13 protein-coding genes and 1 pseudogene are annotated in these 23,093 nt (G+C 72.0%); 6 read left to right on the plus strand and 8 right to left on the minus strand.

What is annotated here, in order from left to right; all coding sequences use genetic code 11:
* Positions 1-47: 47 nt before the first annotated feature.
* The 3 genes from rffA to IEZ06_RS02450 form a co-directional block, all read right to left on the minus strand.
* Positions 48-1,202 carry a dTDP-4-amino-4,6-dideoxygalactose transaminase gene (gene rffA, locus IEZ06_RS02440; protein WP_229797728.1) on the minus strand — a complete coding sequence of 385 codons (1,155 nt, stop codon included), beginning with the start codon at positions 1,200-1,202 and terminating at the stop codon, positions 48-50.
* A 63-nt stretch (positions 1,203-1,265) separates the two neighbouring features.
* Positions 1,266-3,506 (minus strand): hypothetical protein, encoded by a 2,241-nt coding sequence (locus IEZ06_RS02445; protein ID WP_189235010.1) that lies wholly within the window; start codon positions 3,504-3,506, stop codon positions 1,266-1,268.
* 292 nt (positions 3,507-3,798) lie between these two features.
* On the minus strand, positions 3,799-4,518 hold the full coding sequence (locus tag IEZ06_RS02450; protein ID WP_189235011.1) for a class I SAM-dependent methyltransferase: 720 nt from the start codon (positions 4,516-4,518) through the stop codon (positions 3,799-3,801).
* Positions 4,519-4,801: 283 nt separating this feature from the next.
* Here IEZ06_RS02450 and IEZ06_RS02455 point away from each other — a divergent pair, with 283 nt between their 5' ends.
* The gene (locus tag IEZ06_RS02455; RefSeq protein WP_189235012.1) at positions 4,802-5,656 is read left to right on the plus strand and encodes a polysaccharide deacetylase family protein; all 855 of its coding nucleotides are present in this window, start codon (positions 4,802-4,804) and stop codon (positions 5,654-5,656) included.
* A gap of 148 nt (positions 5,657-5,804) precedes the next feature.
* On the opposite strand, the gene IEZ06_RS02460 is transcribed toward IEZ06_RS02455, so the two are convergent.
* Together IEZ06_RS02460 and guaA are read right to left on the minus strand one after the other, a co-directional pair.
* Positions 5,805-6,983, minus strand: a complete 1,179-nt coding sequence (locus IEZ06_RS02460) for an acyltransferase family protein (RefSeq protein WP_229797729.1) — start codon at positions 6,981-6,983, stop codon at positions 5,805-5,807.
* A 193-nt stretch (positions 6,984-7,176) separates the two neighbouring features.
* Positions 7,177-8,733 (minus strand): glutamine-hydrolyzing GMP synthase, encoded by a 1,557-nt coding sequence (guaA, locus tag IEZ06_RS02465; RefSeq protein ID WP_189235149.1) that lies wholly within the window; start codon positions 8,731-8,733, stop codon positions 7,177-7,179.
* A gap of 383 nt (positions 8,734-9,116) precedes the next feature.
* Between guaA and IEZ06_RS02470 the strand changes: the two genes are divergently transcribed.
* Together IEZ06_RS02470 and IEZ06_RS02475 are read left to right on the plus strand one after the other, a co-directional pair.
* Positions 9,117-10,763 (plus strand): glycosyltransferase family 2 protein, encoded by a 1,647-nt coding sequence (locus IEZ06_RS02470; protein ID WP_189235014.1) that lies wholly within the window; start codon positions 9,117-9,119, stop codon positions 10,761-10,763.
* Between the two features lie 141 nt (positions 10,764-10,904).
* Complete coding sequence (locus IEZ06_RS02475) at positions 10,905-14,615, plus strand: response regulator (protein WP_189235015.1); 3,711 nt, start codon at positions 10,905-10,907, stop codon at positions 14,613-14,615.
* Between the two features lie 103 nt (positions 14,616-14,718).
* Here IEZ06_RS02475 and IEZ06_RS02480 read toward each other — a convergent pair whose 3' ends face one another.
* The gene (locus IEZ06_RS02480) at positions 14,719-16,236 is read right to left on the minus strand and encodes a DUF885 family protein (RefSeq protein WP_189235016.1); all 1,518 of its coding nucleotides are present in this window, start codon (positions 16,234-16,236) and stop codon (positions 14,719-14,721) included.
* A 149-nt stretch (positions 16,237-16,385) separates the two neighbouring features.
* On the opposite strand from IEZ06_RS02480, the pseudogene IEZ06_RS02485 reads away from it, so the two are divergent.
* The 3 genes and pseudogenes from IEZ06_RS02485 to IEZ06_RS02495 all read left to right on the plus strand — a co-directional run bounded on the left by IEZ06_RS02485 (position 16,386) and on the right by IEZ06_RS02495 (position 20,090).
* Positions 16,386-17,659: pseudogene (locus IEZ06_RS02485) on the plus strand (RNA-guided endonuclease InsQ/TnpB family protein).
* A 121-nt stretch (positions 17,660-17,780) separates the two neighbouring features.
* Positions 17,781-18,851 carry a DNA alkylation repair protein gene (locus IEZ06_RS02490; RefSeq protein ID WP_189235018.1) on the plus strand — a complete coding sequence of 357 codons (1,071 nt, stop codon included), beginning with the start codon at positions 17,781-17,783 and terminating at the stop codon, positions 18,849-18,851.
* Between the two features lie 486 nt (positions 18,852-19,337).
* A complete protein-coding gene (locus IEZ06_RS02495; RefSeq protein ID WP_189235019.1) occupies positions 19,338-20,090 on the plus strand; it encodes an N-acetyltransferase in 753 nt (250 codons plus the stop codon).
* Between the two features lie 25 nt (positions 20,091-20,115).
* Here the strand turns inward: IEZ06_RS02495 and IEZ06_RS02500 are convergent, their stop codons facing one another.
* Positions 20,116-21,552: an ATP-binding protein gene (locus tag IEZ06_RS02500; protein WP_203871782.1), complete on the minus strand. Its 1,437-nt coding sequence runs from the start codon at positions 21,550-21,552 to the stop codon at positions 20,116-20,118.
* Between the two features lie 112 nt (positions 21,553-21,664).
* Positions 21,665-23,089 carry a pyridoxal phosphate-dependent decarboxylase family protein gene (locus IEZ06_RS02505; protein ID WP_189235020.1) on the minus strand — a complete coding sequence of 475 codons (1,425 nt, stop codon included), beginning with the start codon at positions 23,087-23,089 and terminating at the stop codon, positions 21,665-21,667.
* Between the last annotated feature and the right edge of the window lie 4 nt (positions 23,090-23,093).

The following is a 23,093-nucleotide window of genomic DNA, read 5'->3' on the forward strand; positions in this document are numbered from 1 at the left end:
CGGACGGGGAGTGCGGGAACCTGCGGACAGCCGGGCTTCCCGGTCTCTCAGATCACCTCGTACGCCCGGACGGCGTCGATCACACGCTCCACCTCCGGCAGGTCCAGATCCGCGAAGAGCGGCAGGCGCACCAGGCGGTCGGCGACCCTCTCGGTGACCGGGCAGCCCTCCACCGCCGGGCGCCCGTACCGGATCCCGGCGGGCGCGGTGTGCAGCGGCTGGTAGTGGAACGTCGCCTGCACCCCGCGCTCCGCCAGATGGGCGATCAGCGCCTGCCGGTTCCGCAGGTCGGGCAGGAGCAGGTAGTACAGGTGCGCGGGATGCGCGCACTCGTCCGGCACCACCGGCTGGGAGACCTCGCCGGCCGCCGCCCAGTCCGCCAGCCCTTCGTGGTAGGCGTTCCAGACCGCGTGGCGCCGGGCCTGGATCGCCGGGAACGACTCCAGCTGAGCGGTCAGCTGAGCGGCGAGCAGGTCGGACGGCAGGTAGCTCGACCCGATGTCGACCCAGCGGTACTTGTCGGTCTGGCCGCGGAAGAACTGGCTGCGGTTGGTCCCCTTCTCCCGGATGATCTCGGCCCGTCCGGCGAGTCCGGGGTCGTTCAGGACCAGTGCGCCGCCCTCGCCGCACTGCACGTTCTTCGTCGCGTGGAAGCTCTGGGCGGCCATCCGGCCGAACGACCCGAGCGCCCGGCCCCGGTAGGAGGCGCCCAGGCCGTGGGCATTGTCCTCGATGACGGCCAGGCCGTGCCGCCGCGCTATCTGTCCGATCTCGTCCATCCGGCAGGCGACACCGGCGTAGTGGACCACCACGATCGCCCTGGTCCGGGATGTGATCTCCGCTTCGACCAGCCGTTCGTCCAGGTTCAGGGTGTCGGGCCTGCAGTCGACGAACACCGGGACCGCTCCCCGCAGGGCGAACGCGTTCGCCGTCGACACGAACGTGAACGACGGCATGATGACCTCGTCGCCCGGCCGGAGGTCGAGCAGGAGGGCCGCCATCTCCAGCGCGTGGGTGCAGGACGTGGTCAGCTGGACCCCCCGCGCGCCGGTCAGCTCCTGAATGAGCGCGCTCGCCCTGCGGGTGAACGGGCCGTCCCCTGCGGTGAGCCCTCCCTCCAGCGCCGCAGCCAGATATCCGAGTTCATTTTGCGAAATGTAAGGACGATTGAATGGAATCGTCGCGAATTTGTTCTCGCTCACGCGTGCAGTCAACAGCGGCACTTCACCGCGTACACCGCTCTTATCTTTTTCTTTGTTCTCCCATTACCAGGGTTCTCCACCTGCCCGCGGCCTGGAGGCCCTCCTGCCCGGGACGGCGTAGACGGAGTAGTCTCCGGACCTGAAGCGGAGCTTCGCGAACTCCCCCACCTTCGCCCGGTCGGGCCTCCTCTGGCGCTCGTCCACGAAGAGCCAGCGCACGCCGTACCGATTCCGCAGGTGCCGGATCGCGGCCGCCGAAGGGCTCTGGAAGGCGTTCCTGTTGGCCTCGAACCTCGGCTGGTCCCAGAACGGCAGCTGCAGCGACTTCCCGGGAGTCCAGTTCCTGAGGTTCGTCGGCGTGTACCCCCAGCCCTCGATCAGCACGCGCCGCTCGCTGAACGCGGTCACCCAGAACTTCAGGGTCTCGCACTGGTCCTTCAGACGCCACCAGCGGCAGTGCACGGCCGTGGCGACCAGATCGTCCGGGTGCGAGTGCGCGCGCAGCCACCGCAGGGCCGCCAGGGCGTCCGCCGAGACCCGGTTGCTCACCGCCTGTTTCCGGATGATCGCCTTCGTGTTCTGGTGGCCGAGGCGGTCGCGCACGTTGCCGGGCAGGCTGAGCGCCATGAGCACGACGACCGTGACCGCCCAGGCCCGCCGCGCGCCGACCTTGAGGAGCAGGACGCAGACCATCGCCCCGGCGGCGAGCGTGAAGGCGATCTGCGGCGGGTACAGGACACCGTCCCGGCCCTCCTCCAGAGGGAGCGTCACACCGAAGAGCGCGGGGAGAGGCAGGGACGCCGCCGCCCCGGCGACCGCCGCGAGCACCGCGGCCCGGCGTGACACCCGCGCCCACCTCAGCAGCACGATGAGCCCGTACACCGCGACGACCACCACGTACGGCACCGCGCCCATGAGGAAGAAGAGCTGGCTGAAACCCGGGTGGCCGAACAGGAACGCGACGCCCAGGCCCGCCGCGCCGATGCCGAGCATGAGGCAGACCGCGGGCCGCGCCAGCAGCCTCGGCCGGGCCAGCAGGCCGAAGACGCCGGACCACGCCGCGGTCCAGCCCAGCACGTACAGCAGCATCAGGCCGAGCACGGACAGCTGGGAGGGCTCGAGCCGGTCCCCCATGCCGCTCATCCGCATCCAGCCCAGCCGGAACAGGGACAGGGGATCGATGGTCATCCCCTGCTTGGCGCCGTCGAAGAGCACGAACTGCGCGAACAGCAGGCACGCTCCCGTCGCCCCGAGCACGGTCAGCGCCGGCCAGGGGACGCGGCGCCTCCTGACCGACTCGACCGCCGCCGCCACGGCCAGTCCCGCGCCGAGCAGGGGCAGGTAGGTGGCCTTGGCCCCGGTGACCGCCACCAGGAAGATCCCGGTCAGCACCCACCGGCCGGTGTCGCGCCGCCGTTCCAGGACGTCGATCAGGAGCAGGACCAGGGGCGCGAACAGCAGTGCCCCGTAGGTCTGCGTGGGGCTGCTCCAGGTGATGTCCTGCAGTCCGCCGTAGGTGAGGACCCAGTTGTCGCCCTGGTAGAGGTTGGGCGCCTTGAGGAAGACGGTGCCCACCACGGCGAGCAGCCCGCCCAGCCAGGACCCGGTGACCCGCCGCCCCGTGCTCCCTACCAGGACCAGCAGGGCGATGAGCATCGGCAGCATCGCCAGGCGGAACAGCAGGACCATCGGCTCCAGCCCGGTCACCCAGCTCGCGGCCGCCAGGTGCGCGTAGACGAACCAGTGGTAGAGGAGCGGCTCGCCGGCGACCGCCGGCACCGTGGGAGGCATGTGGTACTTCAGCTCGGCGATCAGCGACAGGTGGTACGGCAGATCGGCCCCCGCCGCCCAGCTCCCCGGCTGCGTGACGTCGTACTTGGTGAAGAACACCACCCCGGGCCGCAGCACCATGAACGCCGCGACCAGCGCGAACGACCACGACCACCACAGCGGCGTACGCGGGCGGGGCCGCCCCCTCCAGTGCCCGCGCAGTCGGGGGACGGCGAGGAAGACCGCGTAGACGGCGACCGGCCAGGCCGCCACGAGCAGCGGCGCCCCCACCGCCCGGGCGGCGATGTAGGCGACCGACTCCACGGCGTACCCCAGTGCCGCACCGAGCGCGATCTCCTCGACCAGCGTCCTGCGGCCGCTCCACAGCGCGCGGATCACCAGGGTTCCGGGGAGCGCCACGCCCAGTACGAGGTAGAGCCCGAAGACGGTCGTGTCCCGGACGGAGACACCGTAGAGGCCGAGGACCGTCAGGACCAGGGCGGTCACGGAGACCGCTGGGAGCCATCCCGTCACCCGCGTCCGGCGCTCCGTCCGACGCCGGGCGGAGCGCCGGACACCGCTCCGGGGCCCGTCCGTCCGGACGTCCGTCGCGGGTCCGGAGAGGTCCGATGGGGAATCCGCCCCGGTGGGAGCTGTGTCCATGCCGGAGAGTCTGGTGAGGCGCCCCCCCGCTCCAGGGAAGGTGCACCCATGCTTGACCCCGGCTTTGCGGTTCCCTTACCGGGCCCGCCGGAGCGGCGGGCCGGACGAACCCTGCCCGATGGTCCGGAACAGGCCGGACCGGATGGGGCCAGACAAACCGAGCTCAGGCGCCGCCGGGCGCGGAGCCGGCCGGTTTGCGCGCGCGGAGGAAGATCGAGACACCTCTCATGGACTTCACCGGCAGATACCGCTCCAGGACGATGATGGCGGTCAGGCCCGCGTTGACGATCCAGGGCAGCGCGGTCAGGTCGTTGCCCTCGCTGTTCCTCCGGCGGCGGGCCACCACGGGCCGCAGGAGCACGTTCCAGCTCCAGACCCGTTCGACGACCAGGCCGGCCTTCTCCACCAGACCGACGAGATCCTCCCGCGAGTACCTGCGGACGTGTCCCACCGCGTCGTCGTGTGCGGACCACAGCGCCATGTCGCAGGGGACGGCGATCAGGGCCGTGCCCCCCGGCTTGAGCACCCGGGCGATCTCCGCCGCGGCGAGGTGGTCCTCCACGATGTGCTCCAGCACGTCGAAGGCGGTGACCACGTCGAACCGCCCGGATTCCAGCGGCAGGTCCCGGGCGTCGGCGTGGATGGCGTTCAGTCCCCGTTCCCTGGCGACCTGCACGGCCGCCTCGGAGTAGTCGGCCACCAGGGCCTCGTAGCCCAGTCCGGCCAGCACCCTGGTGTTGCCGCCCCCGGCCGCGCCGATGTCCAGCGCCTCTCCCCTGGTGCGCGAGCCGCGCAGCTCCCGGCGCAGGATCGCACGGCGCTCACGGAACCACCAGTGGCGGTCCTCGATCTCGACCATGAGAGAGATCTCCGTGTCCTGCATAATCGCTCATCCGTCCATCGCGGGGCCGTGTCGGCCCGGGTGGTCCCCGTGGCCCAGCCACAGTGTTCTGGGCGGGGACGGCGGAACACCGGAGCTTCAAGCTCCGGCTACCGGCCGCTGGCCGGGCTTTTACCTCGCAGAGGCGCCGGAGATCGGGAGGAGGCTGAGAGGAACCTGAGCGTCGGCTGGCAGTTGAGCCGATCCGGTCACCTTGGGGCGATTGTCTATCTACGATACGTTTTCTATACCGACAGCCTCATCCGCAACTCTCGGAGTCCCCCTCATGAAGTCCTCCACCCGAATCGTCCTAGCGGGCAGCTGCGCCCTGGGCCTGCTGTCCGCACCGACCGCCGCGTGGAGCGCGGAGCAGCACAAGCCGTCCCCCACCCCCAAGCCGACGGCCACGGCCAAGCCGACGGCGAAGCCCACCCCCGCGCCCAAGCCGGTGGACTGCACGAAGGTCAAGTGCATCGCGCTGACCTTCGACGACGGTCCCGGCAAGTACGCCGACAAGCTGCTCGCCACCCTGAAGAAGCACAACGCCAAGGCGACGTTCTTCCTCGAGGGCCAGTACGTGAAGTCGCGTCCCGCGTTCGCCAAGCTGATGGTCACCGAGGGCCACGACATCGGCAACCACAGCTACACCCACCCGAAGTTCACCGAGAGCTCCGTCGAGGAGATCCGCGAGGAGCTCAAGAAGACCCAGGACATCGTCAAGAAGGTCACCGGCAAGTACCCGACGACGATCCGCCCGCCGTACGGCCTGCTCGACGACGACACCAAGGCCGTCGCCGCCGAGATGAAGATGCCGATCGTCCTGTGGAACGGCGGTTCCCGCGACTGGGCGACCAAGAACGAGAAGGCCATCTACGACGAGGTGCTCAAGAACGCCAAGCGTGACGGCGTCATCCTCATGCACGACTGGGTCGCCCAGACCGTCACGGTCATGCCCAAGCTCCTCACCGAGCTGAAGAAGCAGGGCTACCACGTCGTGGCGGTCTCCTCGCTGCCCGGTTTCAAGACCCTGAAGCCGGCCGACGTCTTCCCCGCCACCGCCGCCGAGGACAAGGACCTGTCCGCCGACTCGCCCACCGGCGACCCGGACGACTTCGCCGAGTCCCCCGCCGACGGCAACTGAGCCGCCACCGACCGCCCGCGGCCCGGCGCCCTCTCCGGAGCGCCGGGCCGCGGGCGTTCTCCGGGATCCCCGCGGCCCGCGCGGGTCCCCACGGCCCGGAGACGGGCCGCCTACGGGCCGGACGGATCGCCTGCGGCCCACGGGATCGCTACGGCCTGCGGGCGAGCCGCCTGCCCAGGTTCTGCATCGGCAGTTCGATCCAGCGGTAGGTCGACCAGCTCAGACCCAGCACCGCCGCGACGAACCCCGCCGTCACCGCCGCCTGTACGGCGGGCGGCATGGACCGCACGTCCCCCACCACGGCGTGCGTCAGCCGGAGCAGCGGGTGGTGCAGCAGGTAGACCGAGTAGCTGACCAGGCCGAGCCAGACCAGGAAGCGCGGCAGGCGGCGCCCGCGCAGGGCCATCGCGCCCGCGAACGTCGCCCCGGCCAGGGCGATCGTGGTCGTCCACACCCCCGGCCGGACCCACCACCAGCCCGCCTGCTCCGCCCAGACCGGGGCCAGAACCACCAGCACGGTGGCGGCGGCCACCGGCCAGAGGCCGCCGGCGCCCTGCTCCCAGCGGCGGATCGCGGTCCCGGTGAACATCACCGCGAGGATCGCCGCCCCGAACCACGGTACGAAGCCGGCGAAGAGCAGCAGCACCACGGCCATCACCCCGAGCACGCAGGCGGCCGTCCTGCGCAGCCTCCCGGTGACCAGGCAGACCATGCCCGCGGCGAACACCACCCCTGAGACGTAGGCGGGCCAGAAGCCCATCAGCAGCGGCGCGGTGAGCACCAGCCCCGTCCCGACCGCGACCGCGCCGAACCCCACGGCGAGCGTCCCGCTCCTGCGGTGCAGGCCGTACACGAACAGGGCGGTGACCAGCAGGTAGAAGACCATCTCGTAGGAGAGCGTCCACATGGTGTCGGCCAGGCCGCCCAGGTGGACCACGTCCAGCAGCATCGTCAGGTGCGCGGAGACCGAGGCGACGTCGCGCGGCACCTCCTGGCGGACCGGCAGCCAGAAGGCCATCACCAGGACCCCGGCCGCGACCAGCAGGTAGATCGGGTAGAGGCGGAAGAACCGGCTGATCCAGAAGGCCCGGACGTCCCCGCGGCCCTCCAGGGAGACCGGGATGATGTACCCGCTCACCAGGAAGAACACCAGGATTCCGTACAGCCCCAGGCTGAACCAGTAGGGTCGCAGCTGCGGCATGAACCAGGGCAGCGTGTGCTCCAGCAGCACCGCCGTCGCGCCGATCCCGCGCAGCGCGTCCAGCCAGGCGAGCCGGGTGGATGCGCCGGGACGGGCGGTCCGGGTGCTGGCAGCGGTCGTCGACACCCGCCCCAACATACCGGGCATCTCATCCGGTAAAGGGAGTTATCCCCATTTAGTGACGGACGATCGCCCCTGCACCGCCCCCGGTACGGCGAGCCGTTCGGTCCAGCCGTACGTGCCGGACGATCGCCTCCAGGTCACCCGGACACGGCGGCGGCCCCGGAGGGGATCCTCCGGGGCCGCCGCCGCCCGCCGGCTACTCCCACTCGATGGTGCCCGGCGGCTTGCTCGTCACATCCAGCACCACGCGGTTGACCTCGCGGACCTCGTTGGTGATCCGGGTGGAGATGCGGGCCAGCACGTCGTACGGCACGCGGGACCAGTCGGCGGTCATCGCGTCCTCGCTGGAGACCGGGCGCAGCACGACCGGATGCCCGTAGGTGCGGCCGTCGCCCTGGACGCCCACCGAGCGCACGTCGGCGAGCAGCACCACCGGGCACTGCCAGATCTCCCGGTCGAGACCGGCCCGGGAGAGCTCCTCGCGGGCGATGGCGTCGGCCTCGCGCAGGATCTCCAGGCGCTCGCGGCTGACCGCGCCCACGATGCGGATGCCGAGCCCGGGACCGGGGAACGGCTGGCGCCAGACCATCGCGGCGGGCAGGCCGAGCTCCTCGCCCGCGCGGCGGACCTCGTCCTTGAAGAGCGCGCGGAGCGGCTCGACCAGCTGGAACTGCAGGTCGTCGGGGAGCCCGCCGACGTTGTGGTGGGACTTGATGTTGGCGGTGCCGGTGCCGCCGCCCGACTCGACCACGTCCGGGTAGAGGGTGCCCTGCACCAGGAAGTCGACCGGGCCGTCGGCGATGATGGCGCGCTGCTCGTCCTCGAAGACCCGGATGAACTCGCGACCGATGATCTTGCGCTTCTCCTCGGGGTCGGTGACCCCGTCGAGCGCCTTGAGGAAGCGGTCGGCGGCGTCGACGACACGGAGCTTGACGCCGGTGACGGCGACGAAGTCGCGCTCGACCTGCTCGGCCTCACCCTTGCGCAGCAGGCCGTGGTCGACGAACACGCAGGTCAGCCGGTCGCCGATGGCCCGCTGCACGATCGCCGCGGCGACCGCGGAGTCCACGCCGCCGGACAGGCCGCAGATGGCGCGGCCCTCGGGGCCGATCTGGGCGCGGACCGCCTCCACGGCCTCCTCGACGATGTTGAGCATCGTCCAGGAGGGGCGGCAGCCGGCCGCGTCGAGGAAGTGCTTGAGCACGCTCTGGCCGTGCTCGGAGTGGAGCACCTCGGGGTGGAACTGCACGCCGTACAGGCCCTTGACCGGGTGCTCGAAGGCCGCGACCGGGGTCTCGGGGGTGAACGCGGTGACGTCGAAGCCCTCGGGGGCCGCGGAGACGCTGTCGCCGTGGGACATCCAGACCGACTGCTCGGCGGGCAGGCCCGCGAAGAGCACGCCCTCCTGCGACACCTCCAGCCGGGTCCCGCCGTACTCCGCGACGCCGGTCCTGGCCACGGTGCCGCCGAGCGCCTGCGCCATGGCCTGGAAGCCGTAGCAGATGCCGAAGGTCGGCACGCCGGTCTCGAACAGGCCCCGGGGGACCGGGGGGGCGCCTTCGGCGTAGACCGACGAGGGCCCGCCGGACAGGATGATGGCCTTGGGCTTCTTGGCCATCATCTCCTCCACCGGCATCGTCGAGGGGACGACCTCGGAGTAGACGTGGCACTCGCGCACCCGCCGCGCGATCAGCTGCGCGTACTGCGCGCCGAAGTCGACGACCAGGACGGTGTCGAACAACGGGTCGGACAACGGGTCGAACTCTGACACCAAGACCCCCAAAGGAAACCACAGCGGTGGGTCCAGTCTATCGGCGACCGGTCCTGCGCCGGGGACCGGGAGCGGTCGGCCGGGCGGGCGGACGCCGTCCCGCGGTCCCCCTGGTTAAACACGGGCCCGGCCCCGGTAAAGGCGGCGCCAACGAGCGGTTTCCGGGTGAGGGCGTGGCTAGATTCCAACCGAGGTGATCCCCGTCGCGTCTCCGACGTTCCTTCGCAGCGATCCGGGGGGCCGCCGTCTACGGGCGTCGACAGGGCGGGGAGTCCCACGCGCTCGCTGACGGAGCAGGAGGGCCCTCTCCTCACGCGAAGCGTCGCACCGCGAACGACAACGCCGCCGCGAGAAAAGGACGAGTGATGGATGTGTACGCTGCGAGCGCACTGACGACCGGGATACCGAGACCGCGGATCCGGCTGAACGACTTCGGCTGCCTGACCCCCCCGGAACTGGGCGCGTGGACGCCCCGGCGCAGCGTGAGCGTCGTGATCCCGGCGTACCGGTGCGAGGAGACCCTGTCCCTCACCCTCGCCAGCCTCGCCGGCCAGAGCTACCCGGGTCACCTGCTCGAAGTCGTCGTCGTCGACGACGGCGAGGGGGAGACGCCGTTGCGCCTGCCCGATCTGGCTCCGGAGAACACCCGGGTCGTCCGGCCCGAACCCGGCTGGGGCATCGCCAACGCCTTCCACAGCGGGGTCAAGGTCGCGGACGGCGAGATCGTGCACCGGGTCGACGCCGACCTGGTGCTGTTCCCCGAGCACGTCGAGGCCCAGATGCGCTGGCACCACCTCGCCGACTACCTGGTGCTCCTGGGCAACCTGCGGTTCAACGAGTACACCCCGGGCGGCATCAGCCCTCTGGAGGTGCACGCGGCCGTGACCGCGGGGACCGTGGACGAGCTCTTCGGCGACGACGGCGTGCCCCAGTGGACCGAGGCGAAGTGGGACCGCACCGGCGACCTGCGCCAAGCCGGTCTGGCCGCCTGGCGCCTGCTCGTGAGCGCCACGGCGTCCATGCCGAAGGAGCTGTACCTGCGGGCGGGCGGCATGGACACCTCGCTGCGCCGGGGGTCGGACACCGAGGTCGGCTACCGGCTCGCCCAGGCCGGCGCGGTCTTCGTCGGCGACCGGGAGTCGCGCTGCCGCCATCTCGGCGAGTCCACCGTGATGCGCCGCCGGGACGAGGTCACGCGGTACACCCGGCCGTACATGAACGAGCGGATCCCGGGCTTCCTGGAGCGGAAGTCGAAGACCTCCGGCCGGCAGTACCTCGTGCCGACGGTCGAGGCGGTGGTCGACGCCGAGGGCCGCACGCTGGAGGAGGTCCGGGCGACCGTCAACGGCCTCCTGTCGGGGTGGATGGCCGACGTGTCCGTCGTCCTGACCGGCTCCTGGCACCTGCTCACCGACGAGCGCCGCCCCCCGCTGGACGACCCGATGCTCGACCTCCGGCTGATCAGGGAGACCTTCCGGGGGGAGAACCGTGTCCGGTTCCTGCGCAGGGCCGCGGAGAGCGCCTTCCCCGCGCCGTTCCGGTTCGAGTGCCCGGCCGGCTGGGTACCCGCCCCCGACTCCCTGGTGCGGCTGGTGAAGTTCGCCGATGACAGGGAGGCGGGACTGGTCTCGCTGGTACTGGACGAGCGCGAGGAGCTGACGACGGCCAGGCTGGAGCGGACGGCCGCGGTCAACCGCGCGCGGTTGCTCGTCGAGCCGGGAGACAGCCTGGAGGAGGCGGTCCACCAGGTTTCCGGCACGGTCTGGGAGGACGGCCGCAAGTGGGGGATCCTCCCCCCCGGGGACGAGACCTCCGCATCCGCGGCCACACTCGCCTCCCAGGTGGAGTACTGGCGGAGCAGGGCGGAGAAGTGGGAGAACCAGGCGCGGCGCTGGAAGCGCAAGGCACGCGAACACCGGGTGGAGCGGGTCGAACGCGCGTCGGCGCAGCGCCTGCGCCGGGCCGTCGGGAAGGGGCTGCGGATGGTCGGGGTGACCCGCGCCCGCCGGTGAGCAGCCCGCCCCGGTGAGCCGCCTCCCGGCTTCCCTCAAGGTCGGCCCGTCCCCGCCGATGGGAACGCGATGACAGCCGACGAGCGCAGGGGGCCCTGGCCGATGAGGCGTTTTCTCCGACTGCCGTTGATCCTCGTTCTGGTGGCACTGGGGACGCTGCCCGTGGTGCGCGCGGTGCAGTCCTCCTCCGACCACCTCCTCCCGGTCGCCGTGGTCTCGCTCGCGCTCACCGCGCTCGCGCTGACGCACGTCGTCGTCTCGGCCGGGCGCACCCTCACCCACGCCCCCGCCCGGACGGCGCTGCGCAACTCGATCCTGTCGCTCACCGCCGCCGTCGTGCTGCTGGCGCTGCTGCCCCTGGCCGGGCTGGCGTACCTGTCGGTGCAGGAGAACACCGGCGCGGTGCGCGCCGAGGTCGAGCGGCGGCTGGTGACCGGCGCCGACGTCAGCGCCGGCTACATCGGCAGCCGGATGAACGCGACGCGGGAGCTGGTCTCCTCCTACGCCCAGCGTCCGTCGCTGCGGAGGGCCATGACCACCGGCGGCGACCTCGACCGGCACCTGACGGAGCTGCAGGCGCACGACCCGTCGCTCTTCGGCGCGTGGGCGCTGGACGGCTCCGGCACGTTGCTGGCGATCAGCCCCTCCTCCCCCGCCGTGGGGACGGACTTCTCCGGCCGCGACTACTTCCAGGGCGTGCTGCGCACCGGGAGGGCGTACGTGTCGGAGGCGTTCGCCACCCCGGTGGCGGGCAACCACCGCGTGGTGGCGGTCGCCGCGCCGGTGAAGGACGGCGAGGGCCGGATCGTCGGGGTCGTCGCCGCGGGCTACCACGTGCAGGTCCTGACCGCGTTCACCGACCGGCTCGCCGGCGTGCAGCAGGTACGGCTGACGCTGGCCGACCAGAAGGGCACCGTGCTGTCCGGCGGCGACGACGGGTCGGGGCTGCTCACCAGCACCCGCGACGAGCACGTCTGGGCCGCGCTGGCCGGAGGCAGCGGGACCGGGCGGCGGCTGGAGGGCGGCGCCGCCCGGGAGGTGGCCTACCGGCCCCTGCCCGAGCTCGGCTGGGCGGTGAACGCCGAGATCCCGACCGCCGAGGCCTTCGCCCCCGCGGACGCCTTCGCCGGCCGGGTGATGGCCGCCGCCCTGGCGCTGACGCAGATGCTGATGGGCGGGCTGGTGCTGACGGCGTACGCCGAGCGCCGCCGCCGGTCCGCCGAGGCCGACCTGGTCCGGCGGGAGGAGCAGGTCGGCGCCATCCTCGACGCGGCCGGCGAGGCGTTCCTCGTCGTCGACCGCAACAGCCGGATCATCCGGTGGAACCGCCGGGCGGAGGAGACCTTCGGCTGGTCGGCCGAGGAGGCGCTGGGCCGGAACCCGGTCGAGCTCACGATCCCCCCGGCGCAGCGCGCCTACCACTCCGCGAACCTCGCGCGGGCGCTCGCCGGCGGCGCGCTGCCCTCGACGGGCAGCTACGTGCAGATCGAGGCCCTCCGCCACGACGGCACGGTCTTCCCCGCCGAGATGACCGTGTGGTCGTCCTCCACCGACGACGGCGTGACCTTCAACGCGTTCATCCGCGACGTCACCGAGGACCGGCGCGCCGACGCCGAACTGGCCGCGGCCCGCGACGAGGCGCTGACGGCCTCGCGGATGAAGTCGGAGTTCGTGGCCAACATGAGCCACGAGATCCGCACCCCGCTGAACGGCGTCATCGGCATGACCACCCTGCTGCTGGACACCGGCCTCGACGACCGGCAGCGCGACTACCTGAACACGGTGCAGAGCTCCGCCGACGCGCTGCTCAACGTGATCAACGACATCCTCGACTTCTCCAAGATCGAGGCGGGCAAGCTCGACATCGACCCCGTCGACTTCGACGCGCGGCTGCTGGTCGAGGACGTGGTCAGCCTGATGGCAGCCTCGGCGCAGGCCAAGGGACTGGAGATCGCCGCGGTCGTGAACCCGGCCATCCCACCGGCGCTCCGCGGCGACGTGCACCGCATCCGGCAGGTGCTGACCAACCTGGTCTCCAACGCCGTCAAGTTCACCGAGCGCGGCGAGGTCGTCGTCGAGGTCGGGGTCGGCCCCGCCGAGGCGGGCTCCGGGATCCGGCAGGTGCTCTTCGCCGTCACCGACACCGGGATCGGCATCCCCGCCGACCGGCAGGACGGCCTGTTCGACGCCTTCACCCAGGCCGACACCTCCACCACCCGCCGCTACGGCGGCACCGGCCTGGGCCTGACCATCAGCCGCCAGCTCGTCGAGCTGATGGACGGCACGATCGGCCTGTCCAGCACGGCCGGCGAGGGCAGCCGCTTCTACTTCACCCTGCCGCTGCCCGGCGCGGCCGCGCTGCCGGCCGTGCCGCAGCACCCCGCCGCGGACCTGGCGGGGGTGCGCGTGCTGGTGGTCGACGACAACCTCACCAACCGCCGGGTGGTCAGGGACCTGCTCGCCGGCTGGGGCGTGCGGGCGCACAGCGCGCCGGACGCCCGCAGCGCCCTGGCCGTCCTGCGCGAGGCCGCCGAAGCGGGCGACCCGTTCACCGTCGCCCTGCTCGACATGCACATGCCCGACCTCGACGGCCTGCGGCTGGCCCGCGCCATCGTCGCCGACCCCGTCCTGGACGGCACCCGGCTGGCCATGCTGACCTCCACCAACCAGGCCGGCGAGGCGCAGGCCGCCCGGGAGTGCGGCATCGAGGTGTACCTGACGAAGCCGGTGCGCGCCGCCCAGCTGCGCGGTGGGCTGCTGCAGCTGCTCGGCCGCGGGCCCGCCCCCACGGGTACGGCCGGCGCCGCGGGCGCGGTCCCGGGCCCGGCTCCGGACGCCGCTCCGTCCGCTCCGTCCGCTCCGTCCGCTCCGTCCGCTCCGTCCGCTCCGTCCGCTCCGTCCGCTCCGTCCGCGGTGGGCGTGCCGTCCGCGGTGGACCGCGCACGCGGAAACGGCCTCCGGATCCTGGTGGCCGAGGACAACGAGGTCAACCAGCAGGTCGTCGTGGAGATGCTCGCGGGCCTCGGCTACGCCGCCGACGTCGCCGGAGATGGAGAGGATGCTCTGCGCCTGCTGCAGGCGGGCCGGTACGACGCCGTGCTCATGGACTGCCAGATGCCGCGTCTCGACGGCTACCAGGCCACCGAGCGGATCCGGTCGCTGCCGGCCCCGTTGAGCGCCGTCCCGGTCATCGCGCTGACCGCCTCCGCCCTGGCCTCCGACGAACAGCGCTGCCTGGCGGCCGGCATGGACGCGTTCCTCACCAAGCCGCTGCGCAAGGAGCAGCTCGACGCCGTACTGCGCACGGCCCTGGCCGGCCGTACCGGCGACGTCGGCCGTATCGGCGGCGGTGCGGGTGCCGACGGCGGCGGTGCCGGTGTCGATGCCGGTGTCGGTGCCGGTGCCGGTGCCGGTGAGCCGGGGCACCCGATCGTCCCGGCCGCACGCCCCGGCGGCACCCGCAGGGTCCCGGAGGCGCCGGTCGCCGACCGCTCCGCCGACGCCGAGGAACTGCTCGACCCGGACGTGCTCGACGAGCTGCGCGACATCGGGCCCAAGCTCACCGAGAAGTTCCTCCCGTCCTACCTGCACAACGCCTCGGCGGCCACCGCCGCCATCGTCGACGCGGCCGACCGCAGGGACCTGCGGGAGCTGGCCCGGCTCGCCCACAAGCTCCGGGGCAGCAGCGCCGCCTTCGCCGGGCGGCGGCTCTCGGCGACCTGCACCACCCTGGAGGAGGCCGCCAACGCCGGCGACGCCGACACCGCCGCGGTACTGGCCGGCGCCGTGGCGCGCCAGGCCGACGCCACCTCCCGCGCGCTGGTCGCCACACTGGTGCCGTCGGGACGCTGAGCGGCCGTCGTCCGGGCCCCGGGGATCCCGGAGCCCGGACGACGAGGCCCGGCAGAGGCGGGGAGCCTGGAGCGCGTGGCCGAGGAGGCCCAGGGCGGGGAGCCTAGAGCGCGCGGCCGAGGAGGCCCAGGGGCGGGGAGCCGAGGTCCAGCATCGCGGTGTGGAAGCGCTTGAGCGTGAAGCCCGCGCCCCACTCCGCCCTGGCCCGCTCACGCAGGTCGAGGATCTCCAGCTTGCCCCAGGTGTAGCGGCCGTAGGTCGGGTCGAAGGTGGCCCGGCGGGCCTCCGAGAGCGCGGCCGGGCCGGCCAGGTGGGTGTCGGCCTCGAAGCGGCGCGCGCCCTCCTCGACCGTCATCGCCCCGGTGTGCACGCCGATCGCGCAGGCCAGCCGGGTCACCCGGATCAGCGCCTCCAGCCACACGCCGATCTCGAAGCGCGGGTCGTCCGGGGCGAAGCCCTCCTCGACGCAGAGCTCCTCGGCGTAGTGCGCCCAGCCCTCGCAGAACGCCAGCGACATCAGCGTCCGGCGCACGTCGGAGGACGCGTGGCGCAGGGCCCGGCCGTGCGAGAAGTGTCCGGGGGCGACCTCGTGCACGTTGATCGCGGGCAGCGTGGTGGCGCTGAAGACCTCCAGCCACTCCTCGATCTCCTGCTCCGGCCAGGAGGGGTCGGGCGGGGTGATGTGGTACCACGACGGGCTCTCGGGCTCGCCGGGCGCGGCCCAGCTGATCATCGCCATGGCCCAGCGGCGCGACTCGGGCGCCAGGCCGACCAGGCACTCGCCGTCGTGGTAGGGGACGAGGTCCTTCTCCCGGGTGAAGGCGATCGCCCGCTCGGTGCCCTCCCGGGCGGCGTCGATCACGCCGTCGATGCCCGGATGGTCGCGGACCAGCTCGCGGCAGACGTCCAGCGGCGGCCGGTCCCCGCGGCCCAGCTTCGCGCACGATTCGGCCAGCCGCGCCATCAGCCGGTCGCGCTCGGCGTCGGCCCGCGCGGCGAGCCTGCCCAGGTCCACCGTGAGACCCTCGCCCGCGCCCATCAGCCGGGCCAGGCCGCCGGCCCCGAGGGAGGCGTCGGGGTCTCCGGCGCGCGCGGCCTCCTCGACGTGCTCGGCCAGGCGGGCGTGCGCCTTGAGCGCCGCCTCCCGCACGGCGTCGTCGACACCGTGCCGCGGCACCCCGGCGGCCAGGCCCCGGACGGTGCCGAGCAGCGCGGTGGCGACCGGCGCGCTCAGCCGGTCGAGCGCGGCGATCGCGTTGTCCACCGCCTCGGGCCAGCGGGCCAGGTGGGCCAGCCGGGCCGCGGCCCGCTCCTCCGCCGGGGCGTACTCCCGGTCGTAGCAGGCCAGATCGAGGTTCTCCAGGTGCTCCATGGGGCTGCGCCGGTACAGCTCCAGCTCGCCGTACGCGACCCGGGCGTGCTCCTCGAAGATCTCCAGGTGGGCGGCGTCGTAGGGGTCGTCCGGGAGCGGTCCCCGGCCCAGCGCGGCCAGCCCCGCGCGCACGCCCTCGGGCGAGAGGTCCTGGATCCGCCCGTCGTACTCGTGCCGGCCTGCCATCTCCCGGACACCGGCCACGGACAGGTCGCACACCGCCCGCAGGCGGGGGTCGAGTTCACTCATCAGAAACCTCCGAGGAAACCCCCGCCTTCAGGCGGGGAAGGAATCGGACCCCTGCGGAGCAGGGCAGGAGCAGGCGATTCACCGCCAGGAGAACCGCCGTATCGAACGAACATACGATTCTTAACCGATCGCATGGCATGATGTGAAGCATGGCGCAGATCGTGAAGCGGGCCTACAAGTACCGCTTCCACCCGACCCCCGAGCAGGCGAACGAGCTTGCCCGGACGTTCGGCTGCGTCCGCCTCGTCTACAACAAGGCCCTGGAGGAACGCACCCGCGCCTACACCCTGCAAGGCCGCCGCGTCTCCTACGTGGAGTCGTCGGCACGCCTGACGGAGTGGAAGCGCAGCGGCGACCACGACTTCCTGTCCGAGGTGTCGTCGGTCCCGTTGCAGCAGGCGTTGCGCCACCTTCAAGCGGCGTTCTCCAACTTCTTCGCCAAACGCGCGAAGTACCCGACGTTCAAGTCCCGCAAGAAGTCGCGTGCGTCGGCAGAGTACACCCGAAGCGCGTTCCGCTGGCGCGACGGGCGGCTCACCCTGGCGAAGATGGATCAACCGCTGGACATCGTCTGGTCGCGTCCGCTTCCGGAGGGTGCGGAGCCGTCCACGGTGACCGTGTCGAAGGACGCGGCCGGGCGCTGGTTCGTGTCCATCCTGGTCGAGGAGACGATCCGCCCGCTCGATCCCGTAGAGCGGTCGGTGGGCGTGGACGCCGGGATCACGTCCCTGCTCACGCTGTCGACCGGCGAGAAGATCACCAACCCGAAGCACGAACGGGCCGACCGGCGCCGCCTCGCCAAAGCCCAGCGCAACCTCGCCCGCACGGCGAACGGGTCGGCCAACCGGGCCAAGGCGCGGGTGAAGGTCGCCCGCGTCCACGCCCGGATCACCGACCGCCGCCGCGACTTCCTGCACAAGCTCACCACTCGGCTCGTCCGTGAGAACCAAACGGTCGTGATCGAGGACCTGACCGTCCGCAACCTGGTCAAGAACCATTCGCTGGCCCGCGCGATCTCGGATGCCTCCTGGCGGGAGCTGCGCTCGATGCTGGAGTACAAGGCCGCCTGGTACGGGCGCACCGTGGTGACGGTGGACCGCTGGTTCCCGTCCTCCAAGCTGTGCTCGGCCTGCGGCGCGCTGCGGGAGGCCATGCCGTTGGGCGTCCGGACCTGGGCGTGCGCCTGCGGCGCGGTCCACGACCGGGACGTCAACGCCGCGAAGAACATCCTCGCCGCCGGGCTGGCGGAGAGGTAAAACGCCTGTGGAGCCGGTGTAAGACCTCAACGAGAGTCCTCTCGGGAAGGCGATCGGCAGTGAAGCAGGAAGACCGACCGGCGACGGTTGGAATCCTCGCCTTCAGGCTGGGGAGGATGTCAAGCGGCCGACGCTATCCCACGATCTCCCCGGCGGCCCCATCCTGACGGGACGGGCGGCGAGAGGCCCGGCGCCTCCCCGCCGCGTCCGGCCCCCGGTCCCGGCGGGTCGGCCGCGGGGTCCGCACGCCGCCGGTGGAATGTCGGTGGGCTCTGGCACCGTACCGCCATGGCGCAACCTCTCAAGGAGATGATCAATCCTGCTTCGGCGGGCGTGCTCGCCGACGGCGTGACGGCGGTCTGGGCGGCCTTCCCCCGGGACCGGTTCGTCGCGGAGGCGTCCGCCGGGCTGGACGGCCTGGAGCTCAAGGACCGCGTCCGGCACGTCGCTCGGGCGCTCGGCGCCGCGCTGCCGTCGGGGTTCCCCCGCGCCGCGGAGATCCTGCGGGAGAGCGCGGTCCGCGTCCGGCTGGACATGTGGAGCGGCTGGCCCGCGACCGAGTACATCGCGGCGCGCGGCCACGAACACCTCGGCGAGGCGATGACCGCGCTCGCCGCGCTCACGCCGTACGCCACCGGGGAGTTCGCCGTCCGGCCCTACCTCGACCGGCACCGCGACGACGCCATGAAGATCATGTACGGCTGGGCGGAGTCGGACGACGAGCACCTGCGCCGGCTGGCGTCGGAGGGCTCGCGGCCCCGGCTGCCCTGGGGCTCGCGGGTGCGGTGGCTGATGGAGCCCGGACCGGCGCTGCCGATCCTCGACCGGCTCCGCGACGATCCCAGCGAATACGTCCGCCGCTCGGTGGCCAACCACGTCAACGACATCGCCAAGGACCACCCGGAGACCGCGGTCGGGTTGCTCGCCCGCTGGCGCTCCGAGGGCGGCTCGCACGTCGAGAAGGTCCTGCGCCACGCCGTGCGCGGCCTGCTGCGCACCGGCCACCCCGGCGCGCTGGAGCTGATGGGAGCCGCCCCGGGCGGCGGCTCGGTCGGGGCACTGGTCCTGGACGCCGACCGGGTGGCCGTCGGCGACCGGCTGCGCTTCACGGTCACCGTCTCGGCGGACTCCCCCGGCCCGCTCGTGCTCAGGTACGCCGTCCGCCGCGACGGCTCGCGCCGCGTCTTCCACCTCGGTGAGCGCACGGTCGCCGCCACCGGCCAGGAGATCACCGTGGTCAAGTCGCACTCGTTCCGGCCGGTGACGACCCGGACCGAGCCGCCCGGCCCGCGCGTCCTGGAGATCGTCGTCAACGGCGCCGTCCGGGCGAGCGCCCCCTTCACCCTGACCGGCTCGTGACCCGTCCCCGCCGCCCCGACCGATCCGGCGGTCACTCGTCCCCGCCGCCCGACCGGACGCAACCCGTCCCCACCGCTCGATCGGGCCGTGAGCCGCGCTCCTCCCCACCGCCGTCCCCGTCAGCCGGGCTGGGACGCGGCGGCGATCTCCAGTGCGGAGCGCGGGGCACGGCCGAGCAGGGCGCGAGCGCGTAGGGCAGGTGGTCCCCGGCGGCGGTGAGGCTCGTGTAGACGATGTGCCCGACCCCGGGGCCTTCTCCGCGGCGTCGATCGCGGCGCCGTGCCGGGCGATTGAGAGGCTCCCGGACGGCCCCGGCCTCCGGCCTCCGCGGTGGACGACGCCCCGCGAAGGACCCTGGAAGGGACCCTCGAAAGACCCGGGGAGGGACCCGCGAAGGACGGCGAGGATCGCGGAGGACACCGTCCGGCCGGGACATCCTCACTAAAACTGTCACACCTGGAGGAATCAGACTGAGAGGATTCCCGGATGACCCTGCGGATCACCACCCTCGCCGAACGCCCGGAACTCGCCGACGCCATGTGGTCGATGGAGAACTCCTGGCCGGAGTTCATGATGCGCGACCCGATGGCGAACCTCTACTACGAGGTCTGCACGAGCCGCTACCCGGAGTTCGTCCTGGTCGCCGACGACGACGCCGAGCCCGGGCGGATCGTGGCCAAGGCGTTCAGCGTGCCCTTCGTCCCCCGCCGGGAGGAGCTGCCGGACGGGGGCTGGGACTCCGTGATCCTGTGGGCCTGGCACACCCGGAGGCTGGGCGAGGTGGCCACCGCGGTCTCCGCGCTGGAGATCACCGTCCGCAGGGACCTGCTCGGCACCGGCCTGTCCCCGATCATGCTGGGCGCGCTCCGGGACAACGCCGCCGGCCGGGGCTTCACCGAGCTGCTCGCCCCGGTGCGGCCGAACGCCAAGCACCTGGAGCCGCGTACCCCGATGGCGGAGTACGCCGCGCGGACCCGGCCCGACGGGCTCCCTGCCGATCCGTGGCTGCGGGTGCACGTCCGGGCGGGCGGCGAGATCGTCAAGGTGGCGCCCCGGTCGATGACGGTCTCCGGCACGCTGGCCGAGTGGCGCCAGTGGACCGGCCTGCCCTTCGAGGCGGCCGGCCCCGTCGATGTGCCCGGCGCCCTGGTCCCGGTCCACTGCGACACCAAGCAGGACCACGCCGTCTACGTCGAGCCGAACGTCTGGGTACGGCACACGCTGACACCGACGGCATGACCTCCAAGGCGCACACCCCGGAAGATCATTCGCCGACACGCTGGTAGGCAGTGAACTGGCCTCTTCCTCCTATCTGCTGGACAAGCCCATCGGACCGCAGAGCCCGGAGGGCCTTGCGGATGTTGGGCGCCGTGAGCCCGAGGGCCGCTTGTAGATCCTTGACAGTCTGCTGCCCTGTGGCCAGAGCGTCGTAGACCCGCAACTCGACCGCATTCAGGGATGAGAGGAGCGCCGTGGATGTCGGTCGATACAGGACCACGGTGAACCTGACACCTGCATCGATGTAGTGAGCGGGGGGAAGCCCGGCATCGATCAGAGCGGCGTTGACCGTTGGGATCCCGGTTGCCAAGGCCTCGATGACTCGAGCCCCGGTTTCCGGGGAGCGAACGTATTGGCAGATCGTCACGAGTCGCGCGTTCCTCGCCGAGGTCACCGCGTCATGCCCGAGCCTGTCGGCAGTGATGCCGTACAGCCCCCCAGGATTGGTGATGACGAGCCGGTCACGGCGCTGCCTCACCTCTACGGCCAGACCGGCCGACCAGTGGTCGAGATCGCGGTGGACAAGAGCATTTGCGATCAATTCACGGAAGGCCACCAGAGGATACGAGTAGCGATCGTGCACAGTCCCGTCAGGTTTCGCAACGATCGAGACATCGAAGGTCTGCCGGGCCCAGAGCATCGCCTGGTCGAGCATCCTGGGTATCGGACCGGTGAACGTCGCCTGATTGCGGGCGCGGGATCCAGCGGGATCCTCCGGCAGAGGTTCGGCTGCGGCTTGGACGGCATACCGGGGAAACCACTGCTGAGGGTAGAAGCCGAGAGCGAGAAGCCCGGCGACCGTGGGCCGGCGATCGGCGTCGATGACACCGGCACGGCGCAGAAGCTCGGTGTCGTCCGTGAAGCGCCCCAGACCATGAGCGTCTTGTCCGCGGACCGTGGAGGTGAACGCCATGATCAGCTCGGGGTCGAGGTCGTCAAAAGTGGCGTCCTCTACCGGTTCCCGGTCGAACATCGGAGCCTGTCGTCCACTGAGGAATGCCTGTTCCTCAAGGGCAGAGAGCCTGAAATCCCCGTCATATCCCCTTAGATAGGACGCTCCTGTCGCCGTCACCCTGCACGGCTTGGCCGAACGATCACACTCATGCACCTTCGCCACGATGACCGGCGAACCGTCGACGAGTGCGTCCTCGATCGTCAGGCGGACCGGAGGAGTGAAGGACCGGGCCTTGAGGGCGAGTCCCTGCTTCAATGCCTGCGGGTCGGCCAAGGGAACCGGCCGGAACCCGGTCCGTTCGTCGAGACCGAGGATTATCGTGCCGCCGCCCGGCAGGTTCGCCAGAGCGCTGAGTGTCGGCGTCAGGGATGCCGGCAGACCGCCCGCCGCCGACTTCACCTCTACCGCGGCACCGTCTCCACCAGCGGCACGCAGCTCCGCGATCAGATGTGGCAAGTTCTCGACCATGAGCCAAATGTAACGGAAGGCTAGTTACATTTCCTGGGCTTCTGGTTACATTTGACGAGCGATTGGTTACATTTAGCGTCTCAACGGACGGTGCAGAGGACAGGAGTGCCTGTCAGACAGTGATCTCATCCAGCAGTGACTCCAGGGTCTTGTCGTCGGTGGCGGGGGCCATGACGGTCGCGCGCAGGTGGCGGACGCCGCCGATCTCGGCGGAGGTCAGGTGGAAGGAGCCCTGGGCCATCAGCCGCTCTCGGATCTCCAGCTGGTCGCCGGTGCCGTACCGGAAGCAGACGATGTTGCTCTCCGGCTCGTACGGGAACGTGAAGCCGGGCCGCTCCCGACCCAGTTCCCACAGGCGGCGGGCGGTGGCGTACTGCCGTGCGACGTGGTCGCCGAGGCCGCGCTCCCCCCGCCAGGCGAGGTTGAGGAAGACCTTCAGGCCCAGCTCGGCCTTGCTGCACTCCACGGTCCTGCCGATCGAGTCGATGCCCCGGCCGCCGCGGGCGGCGGAGTCGTCGGGATCGCCGGAGCCACGGTCACCGTGGGGATCCCCGTAGAACAGGTAGCTCGCCTCCTGGCGGAAGGCCGCGTCCAGGTCGCTCCCCCGCCGGGTCAGTACGGCGGCGGCCAGGCTGGAGGTGCGCAGCATCTTGTGCGCGTCCCAGATCAGCGAGTCGGCCAGTTCCACCCCGTCGAGCCGGTGCCGGTGCTCGTCGCTGAGCAGCGCCGACATCCCGTGGGCGCCGTCCACGTGGAACCGGACGCCGTGCTCGGCGCAGAACTCCCCGATCCCGCGCAGGTCGTCGTGGAGGCCGGTCCCGGTCGCGCAGGCGCTCGCCACCAGGGCCATCGGCCGCCGCCCGGCCCGGCGCACCCGGTCGAAGGCGTCGGGCAGCCGCGCGACGTCGATCCGGCCGAGCGGGTCGGTCTCCAGCGGCACGACCGCCCGCTCGCCGAGGCCGAGGATCGCCGCGGCCCGGGTGAGCGAGTAGTGCGCCGACGCGGGGGCGAGCAGGGCGAGGTCGCCGGGCACGCCCTCGGTCCAGGCGTCCGGCGCGACGGCCGCCCGCGCGGCCAGCAGCGCGGTGAGGTTGGCCAGCGACCCGCCGTGGGTGAGCACGCCGCCGCCCGCCGCGCCGTACCCGGTCTTCTCCAGCATCCAGCGCACGACCTCGTGCTCGACGACCGCCGCCGAGGCGCCCATCTCGTAGACCGCCATCGGGTTGTTGGCGGCGCCGTGGACCAGGTCGGCGAGGGCGGCGGGGAAGTCGGGCGAGGCCACCTGGTGGCCGAGGGAGGCCGGGTGGTGCAGCCGGGTCCCCTCCTCCAGGTAGGCGGCCAGGAACTCGGCGTGGTCGTCCGGGGTCATCCCGCCCTCGCGGATCCACCGGGCCAGGCCGAGCTTCTCGGCCAGCTCGCGCGGCGGGCGGCGGGCGATGACAGGCGGCAGTCCGCGCTGGCTCTCGTCCACGTAGGCGGCCAGCCGCTCGACGGTCGCGCCCGCGGCCCGGGTGAACTCCTCGACGTTCCAGATCACACGG

The sequence above is a fragment of the Planomonospora antibiotica genome (genome assembly GCF_014647955.1).
Classification (GTDB): Bacteria; Actinomycetota; Actinomycetes; order Streptosporangiales; family Streptosporangiaceae; genus Planomonospora; species Planomonospora parontospora.